Raw genomic sequence first — 7612 nt, 5'->3', positions numbered from 1 at the left:
TCGAGCTGCTGCGGCAGCTGGTTGGCGTAGCGCACCGGCCGTCGCGACCGGTCCGTCAGGGCCTCGAGCCCGTGTTCCTTGTACCGGCCAAAGATCTTGTAGCCGGTCTTCCGCGATATGCCGAACTCCCGGCATACGTCCGTCATTGCCTCGCCGTCCAACAGCCGGGCGACAAACCGCAGGCGCTCATCCATCACCGAACTCGCTTTCCACGGCATCTACACCTCCCGCAGAACAAAAGCGGAAAGTGTAACCCATGTGTCCGGTACGAAATGTCACCTATGTCTCGGGCCGCTCACGGTTCATCCGATCCCCCAAGCGCTCCGATCGACCAGGGCATCAGCCGCATCAGGGCTCGCTCGGCTGCGTGATCGCGATCACATAACCGCAGACGTGGCTCCCCTAACCTCCGTCACGCCAACACGGGGAGACTTCACATGCGCAAGATCATTCTGGTTGCCGCCATGCTCCTGGCTTGTGCCTCCGCCCAGGCAGGCGGCTCCCGCGGTCTGTCGCTGGCCGCGGCAGACGAACAGACCTCCGCTCCGCAAACCGCGGCATCGGCGAGCACCATGACGGCGCAGGCGAGCGAAGCTGCGCCGGTCGCCGAGGCTCAGAAATATCACGATCGTCCGCCGACAGTCTCGCTCTCCGCGCCGGCTGCGGCGAGCACTCCGACGGTGACCACACCGGCGGCGATCTCCGCGCCGGTCACGACGACCAAGCCCGCCACCAAGACCACTGCAAGGGCAGACAAGCCGAAGCCCAAGCGCAGCTGGACCGAGCGCCGCATCATCAGCGAGCTGCATCGCCACGGCATTTACTGGTAGGCACTTCCTCCGCTTCGAAAGCAAATGGCCGGGCGAGAGCCCGGCCATGATTCATTTGACGCGATGATCGCGGTTATTGCGAAACCGTCTGCACCACGCTCGAGATCGGGCGCGTGTTCGTGCCGGCGGTCGGCACCTTCATGTCCTTCATCAGCGCCTCGTCATATTCCGGCAGCGTCTGGAAGGTCGTCTTGGCCTTCATCTGCACGATCTTGTAGCCGCCGGCCTTGAGCCGCGCGAGCAGCGCCGGCATGGCTTCGCCGGTGTGCTTCTGGAAGTCGTGCATCAGGATGATGCCCTTGCCGAGCTTGTCGAGCCTTCCCATCACGGTCTCGACGATCTTCTCCGGCGTCGCGCCCTTCCTGAAGTCGAAGGAGTCGATGTCGGTCGAGAACATCGCGACGTTGCGGGTGCCGAAATAGGTCACCATCGCCGGATTGTGCTGCAGCTGCGGGAAGCGGAAGAACGGCGCCGGATTGGTGCCGAGCGCGAACCGCACCGCGCTAAAACCCTTCTCGACCTCGTCCTTGACCTGCTGCTCGGTCATCTTCTTGCCGTTGAGATTGACATGCGACCAGGTGTGCGTGCCGACCGTGTGGCCCTGGGCCAGCACCTGGCGCAGGATCTCCGGATGGTAAGTCGCGTGCTTGCCGACGGAGAAGAACAGGCCCTTGGTGCATTCGTCCGCGAGCGCCTTCAGCACCGCAGGCGTATTGACCGGCCACGGACCGTCGTCGAAGGTCAGCACGACCTCCTTCTCGGTCAGGAAGTCGAACTGCTTGAAATGCTCGAAGCCGAAGCCGGGACCGCCGGTCGTGTCGATCTCGACCACGCGGGACACACCCAGGGCGTTCGGATTGGCGCAGGCCTGCTTCGGCTGCATCGGCATGACCGGTGCGGGCGCAGGTGCTGCTGCGGCCGGCTTGGCCGCGATGGCTGCGGTGGTCTCGACGTCGTCCTTGGCGGCGAGCTTCGCCTGTGCCGGCAATGGATTGGCGGCACGGGCGGCAACTGTCTTGGGAGCGCCCTGGTCGGCGCGCGCGGAATAATAAAACCAACCGCCGGCGGCGATCACGACCGCCGCAACTACACTGGCCAGCATCAGGCCCAACGCATTACGCATCGCTAATCTTTCCAATTACGCAACCAAACCGGCGGAATTTCCCGCGCGACGAGCCATTAATGCGAACCAAGAGTTAACGTGACACCAACACGACGGCGGTTGCGGAGGAATTTCAGCGGGCTGCGCCAAAGTGACCGAGATCACAGAAGCTGGGTCTCCCGTGAGCGTCATCACAGTGGAAACGGATTTGCCGGAGCATCGTAGCTCCCATCGACAACGGGCCCGCTGTGGCGGCGCCAATGGGAGCTTCAAATGACCAAGTCGTCTACCGGCAAGACCCGCGACGCCAGCCTGGCCCTGGGCTTTGCCGCCATCGTCTCGATCGCGTCGACCAGTGCGAGCTTCGCCTTCACGGCCGAGGCGCAGCAGATGTGCACGGGCGACGCCTTCCGCCTCTGCTCGGCGGAGATCCCCAATATCCCGAAGATCACGGCGTGCATGATCAAGCATCGCTCGGACCTCAGCGCCGGCTGCCGCGCGGTGATGGACAAGGACCTCGCCAAGGGCGCTTCGCGCAAGGTCGCTGACGCTCAAGACAAGCAATGAGAGACGGGCAGCAACGCCTCGACCGTTGCGTTCAGTGAGCTCCTGCGCGGCGCGCCCTGGCGTTAAAACCGGGGCCAGGCGGCATGTGGCAGCCAGCAACAAAGCCGTTGCGGCCCTCGGATCGTCGCACTAGCTTCGCCCGCACATTCTTCCGGGTAAGAGGCATTCCGCGATGACCAGGTTTCTTTTCATCATTCCTTTGCTCCTGTGCGCTTCGGCTGCATCCGCGCAACAGCAGCCCGGCCATGATGCCTGCGCGCGCGATGTCAGCCGCTTCTGCCGCGCCGTGATGAACAATGGCGACGGTGCCGTGCTCGCCTGCCTGAAGCAGAACCGCACCCGCCTCAGCAAGGGCTGCGACAAGGTGCTGACGGATCACGGGCAGTGATCGTCATTCCGGGGCGCGCGAAGCGCGAACCCGGAATCCATCAAACGACAAGGTTCTGAGATAAATGGATTCCGGGTTCGCGCCTGACGGCGCGCCCCGGAATGACGAGAGACTTACGTACTGCTTCCCGCAGCGGTCGCGACCACCGGCAGCACCTCACTGTTGGCGCGGTCCGGCGTGTCGTCCTTCCAGCGCACCGAGCCGAACGGACGCTCCAGCATGCGGCGGATCCGCACCGGCTCGGGTCCGATGTGGAAATCGATCGCCTGCTGATGCAGCGCGCGTTCGGACTGGGTCGAACGGTTGCGCTGACGCAAATAATCGAACCAGGTCGGGCAGTGATAGCGCTCGGTCCATAGCTCGGGGTCGGCGATGTCGCGCGCGATCGACCAGCCATAGGCGCCGTTGCGCTGACGCGAGAGCTGCACGTCCTGCATCACGTTGTGGAACGCGCGCGCATTCTCTTGGGCGACCCGGTATTCGATCTCGACCACGAGGGGCCCGCTGCGTCCGGTCAGCGACAGTTTCACCTCGGGATCGGCGAGCATGTCCGCATCCTCGTTGCGGGCGCCGACGCGCGGCATCGTGAGCCAGATGCCGAGCAGCGGCGAGATCAGCATCAGGCCTGCTGCCGTCAGCAGCGCCATCTCGACGCCGGCATAGTCCGTGAGATGGCCCCAGCCCCAGGCGCCGATCGCGATGCCGCCGGCGATCGCGGCCTGGAACGCCGCGAGCGAGCGACCGGCGACCCAACGCGGGGCCGAGAGCTGCACGCCGATATTGAACAGCGCGATCGCTGCCATCCAGACTGCGCCGCCCAGCACGAGCGCGGCCGCCGTCAGCACCGGCTCCGTGCTCAGCGCGAGTGCTGCCATCGCGAAGGCCATCGAGATGGTGCAGGCGCGGATCGCGGCCTCGCCGCTCATGCGCTTGCGCAGTTCGTGGATGTTGAGCGCGCCGATCACCGCGCCCATGCCGAAGGCGCCGAGCATGATGCCGTACATCTGCGCGCCGCCATGCAGGAGGTCGCGCGCGACCAGCGGCATCAGCGCCATCACCGCGCCGCCGATCAGGCCCATCACCAGCGTGCGCAACAGCACGATCTTGATCGGCGGCGAATTGGTGATGTAACGCACGCCCGAGACCATGGCGCGGTTGAGCTTTTCCCGCGGCAGGCGCGACGGCTCGGTGCTGCGGCGCCAGAGCAGCAGCACCACCAGCAGCGGCAGATACAGGATCGCATTGCAGGCGAATGCGGCTACCGCACCGAGCGCGGCGACGATGACGCCGCCGACCGCCGGACCGAAGCTGCGCGCGATGTTGTAGCTGATGCCGTTCAGCGCCACCGCGGATGCCAAGGCCTCGGGCGGCACCTGCTCACTGACCGAGGACTGCCAGGCCGGGCCGAACAGCGCATTGCCGCTGCCGACGATGAAGCAGAAGGCGAGCAGCAATTCGGGGGTGATCAGGTTGAAGCCGGCCAGCACGGTGAGCGCGCTCGCGCCGATCAGCGCGATCGACAGCGAAATCACGCTGACGATGCGGCGGTCGTACATGTCGGCGATGGCGCCGGCCGGCATCGAGATCAGCATGATCGGCAGCATCAAGGCGGTCTGCACCAGGGCCACCTTGTCCGCCGAGGCCGCCATCTGCGTCATCGCCCAGGCCGCGCCCACGCCCTGGATCAGGAGGCCGAGATTGGAGAGCAGGCTGGCGAGCCAGATTCGCCGGAACACGGTGTACCGCAGGGGCGCAGTGATGCCGTCGGCGGTCATTTTCGGGCGGTTCGGCTGCTCGGTCATATCCCCTTCCATATCGAATGGCAGAAGTGGTCGTGGTGATTCCGGCCAATTCAGTGATGCCTGCGAAAGTCCTTCGCTGTCCAGTGCCTTGGCCGGTATAAGCAAAGCAAAGAGGCGGGCTTGCCGGGGAGGAGCTGATGAAGCTGTCGCGACGGACGATTTTGCAAGGGGCTGCGAGCGTGCCTTTCGCAATTGCGAGCTTGCGGTCGGACGTGCTGGCCCAATCTGCACCGATGGCGGCCGCATTGCTTGCGGACCCGCCGCCGCCGATTCTGTTCGTCCACGGCAACGGCGACTACGACGCGCTCTGGATGACCACGCTTTGGCGGATGGAGTCCAACGGCGTCGCGCGGGATCGCATGATGGCGATCAATTTCACCGATCCCCTGGCGCGCAGCGACGACAAGGTCGAGCAGGCGAACCGCTCCTCGACCGAGGACCAGCGCCGCGAGCTCGCTGCCGCCATCGCTGAGCTGAAGCGCCGCACCGGCGCAGCGCGCGTGGCGCTGGTCGGCAGCTCGCGCGGCGGCTATGCCATTCGCAACCTCTGCAAGAACGGCGGCGCCGGCGATGTCAGCCACGCCGTGCTGTGCGGCACCCCCAATCACGGTGTGTTCGCGACCGACGACCAGCCCAACAACGAGTTCAACGGCCGCGGCACGTTCCTGCGCGGACTGAACGAGGGCGAGAGCGAGGTGACGCCGGGCGTTGCCTTCCTCACGCTGCGCAGCGACGGCATGGACAAATATGCGCAGAGCGACGGCCGCTTCATCGGCAAGCCCGGCACCCCGACCAATGTCACGGTCGAAGGGCCGGAGCTGAGGGGCGCCACCAATCTCGTGCTCGGCGCGCTCGACCATCGCGAGGTGGCGTTCCATCCGCGCGCGTTCCGTGAGATCTACAAGTTCATCGCAGGACGTGAGCCCGCGCGTATCGCGATCGTGCCGGAGACCAGCGTGACGTTGAGCGGCCTCGTCACCGCCACGCCCGGCGGCGCGCCGACCAATCGGCCGGTCGCGGGTGCAATCGTCGATATCTTCCGTGTCGATCCCGAGACCGGTGAGCGCAAAGAGGGTGCGCTGCATAGCTCGAGGACGGGCTCCGATGGCCGCTGGGGGCCGGCACAGGTCGATCCCGCCTGGTCGCTCGAATTCGTGCTGACCTCGCCGGATGCACCGACGACGCACATTTACCGCTCGCCCTTCCCGCGCTCGTCCGAGGTCGTGCATCTGCGGCCTGCGCGCCCGCTCGGGCCGGCCGACAAGGACGCCGACGCCGTCGTTATCATGTCGCGTCCGCGCGGCTATTTCGGCCTGCCGCGAGACGTGGTGCTGCTCGACGGCAACGAGCCGGCCGACGTCAAACCGGGCGTGCCCACGGATACGGCAGCAACCCTGCGGCTTCCCGCCGGCGAGGTCGGCCGTAACATCGTAGCCCAATTCGGCGAAGAACGGATTGTGGCACGCGCCTGGCCTGCGTCCGAGAACCGGATTGCCATCGCCGAGCTGACTTACTAGCTATTTACCTGCGTCCCATCTCGCGGGAGAGAGCCATGAATATCGCCAGCGTGCGTCGGCCCATCATCCCTCCGGCTCCCCCGCGGGCACCCGACGACATGTCGTTCTTCGGCCGGCTCGCGGTCGTCAGGCAGAACATGATCGCGACCTGGGGGCAACGCGCCTATGAGGAAGAGGTCATTCCGGGCCGCTTTTTCTTCCGCAACAGCTTCATCCTGAACCAGCCGGACGCGATCCGGCACGTCCTGCTCAGCAATTACGAGAACTACACGCGCACGCCGGCCGGCATCCGCATGCTGCGTCCCGTGCTCGGTGACGGCCTTCTGATCGCGGAAGGTCACTCCTGGACCTTTCAGCGCCGCACGCTCGCGCCGGCCTTCACGCCGCGCGCGACGGCGAACCTCGTTCCGCACATGACGGCGGTGCTCGACGAGACCATCGCCAAGCTGGACGCGAAAACCGGCGAGCCGGTCGACCTGCGCCAGGTCATGCAGCGCATGACGCTCGAGATCGCCGGGCGTACGATGTTTTCGTTCGGCATGGACCAGCACGGCGCGACCCTGCGCGACTTCATCATGGAATATGCCGCGCGGTTGGGGCGTCCCTATTTCCTCGACATGGTGCTGCCGGTGTCCTGGCCGAGCCCGATGGATTTTGCCCGCGCCCGTTTCCGCAAGCGCTGGACCGAGTTCGTGGCCATGCTGATCGCCGAGCGGCGTAAGGCGGGCAAGAAGGCCGGCGCGCCGCCGCGCGACCTGTTCGACCTCATGGACGAGGCGCGCGATCCCGAAACCGGCCAGGGCTTCTCGGACGAGCAGCTGGTCGACGAGGTCGCGACCATGATCCTCGCCGGTCACGAGACCACGGCGACGGCGCTGTTCTGGGCGCTCTATCTGCTTGCGCTCGATCCCGATACGCAGGAAGAGGTGGCGTCCGAGACCCGCGGTGAGCATCTCGACAGCACGGCCGACATCGACCGCCAGAAATTCACCCGCGCGGTGATCGACGAAACCATGCGGCTCTATCCGCCGGCCTTCCTGGTCGCGCGTGCCGCGCGCGACAAGGACAACGCGGCGGGCATCGAGATCGGCAAGGGCGACATCATCATGATCGCACCCTGGCTGTTGCACCGGCACGAGAAGCTGTGGGATCAGCCGAACGCATTCGTTCCAAAGCGCTTCATGTCGAGGGAGGCGCCGGACCGTTTCGCCTACCTGCCGTTCGGTGCGGGTCCGCGCGTCTGCATCGGCGCGCCGTTTGCCCAGGCCGAATCCGTGCTGGCGCTGGCGCGGCTGATCGGCGCGTTCCGCATCGAGCTTGCCGACCCGGAGGCCCCCGTGATCCCGCTCGGCGTCGTCACCACCCAGCCGGACCACTCACCCATGTTCCGCATCACGCGTCGGTGA

General features: G+C 65.9%; 8 protein-coding genes. 5 read left to right on the top strand and 3 right to left on the bottom strand.

Annotated features, from left to right (window positions below; translation table 11 throughout):
* Nucleotides 1–218, bottom strand: a 218-nt coding sequence (locus tag HZZ13_RS34565) for a helix-turn-helix domain-containing protein (protein WP_197959714.1), incomplete at its 3' end; no start/stop codon positions are given.
* Nucleotides 219–437: 219 nt separating this feature from the next.
* Here HZZ13_RS34565 and HZZ13_RS34560 point away from each other — a divergent pair.
* Complete coding sequence (locus HZZ13_RS34560; RefSeq protein ID WP_197963906.1) at nucleotides 438–830, top strand: hypothetical protein; 393 nt, start codon at nucleotides 438–440, stop codon at nucleotides 828–830.
* A 73-nt stretch (nucleotides 831–903) separates the two neighbouring features.
* Here HZZ13_RS34560 and HZZ13_RS34555 read toward each other — a convergent pair whose 3' ends face one another.
* On the bottom strand, nucleotides 904–1953 hold the full coding sequence (locus HZZ13_RS34555; RefSeq protein ID WP_197963905.1) for a polysaccharide deacetylase family protein: 1050 nt from the start codon (nucleotides 1951–1953) through the stop codon (nucleotides 904–906).
* A 252-nt stretch (nucleotides 1954–2205) separates the two neighbouring features.
* Here HZZ13_RS34555 and HZZ13_RS34550 point away from each other — a divergent pair, with 252 nt between their 5' ends.
* The gene (locus HZZ13_RS34550) at nucleotides 2206–2499 is read left to right on the top strand and encodes a hypothetical protein (protein ID WP_197963904.1); all 294 of its coding nucleotides are present in this window, start codon (nucleotides 2206–2208) and stop codon (nucleotides 2497–2499) included.
* A gap of 172 nt (nucleotides 2500–2671) precedes the next feature.
* Nucleotides 2672–2887 (top strand): cysteine rich repeat-containing protein, encoded by a 216-nt coding sequence (locus tag HZZ13_RS34545; protein WP_197953572.1) that lies wholly within the window; start codon nucleotides 2672–2674, stop codon nucleotides 2885–2887.
* A gap of 113 nt (nucleotides 2888–3000) precedes the next feature.
* Here HZZ13_RS34545 and HZZ13_RS34540 read toward each other — a convergent pair whose 3' ends face one another.
* Nucleotides 3001–4689 carry an MFS transporter gene (locus HZZ13_RS34540; RefSeq protein ID WP_197963903.1) on the bottom strand — a complete coding sequence of 563 codons (1689 nt, stop codon included), beginning with the start codon at nucleotides 4687–4689 and terminating at the stop codon, nucleotides 3001–3003.
* A 137-nt stretch (nucleotides 4690–4826) separates the two neighbouring features.
* Between HZZ13_RS34540 and HZZ13_RS34535 the strand changes: the two genes are divergently transcribed.
* Complete coding sequence (locus tag HZZ13_RS34535; protein WP_197963902.1) at nucleotides 4827–6206, top strand: hydrolase; 1380 nt, start codon at nucleotides 4827–4829, stop codon at nucleotides 6204–6206.
* 35 nt (nucleotides 6207–6241) lie between these two features.
* A complete protein-coding gene (locus HZZ13_RS34530; protein WP_197963901.1) occupies nucleotides 6242–7612 on the top strand; it encodes a cytochrome P450 in 1371 nt (456 codons plus the stop codon).

It is taken from the genome of Bradyrhizobium agreste (assembly GCF_016031625.1).
GTDB classification, from domain to species: domain Bacteria; phylum Pseudomonadota; class Alphaproteobacteria; order Rhizobiales; family Xanthobacteraceae; genus Bradyrhizobium; species Bradyrhizobium agreste.
This window is presented reverse-complemented; position numbering and strand designations above follow the sequence as displayed.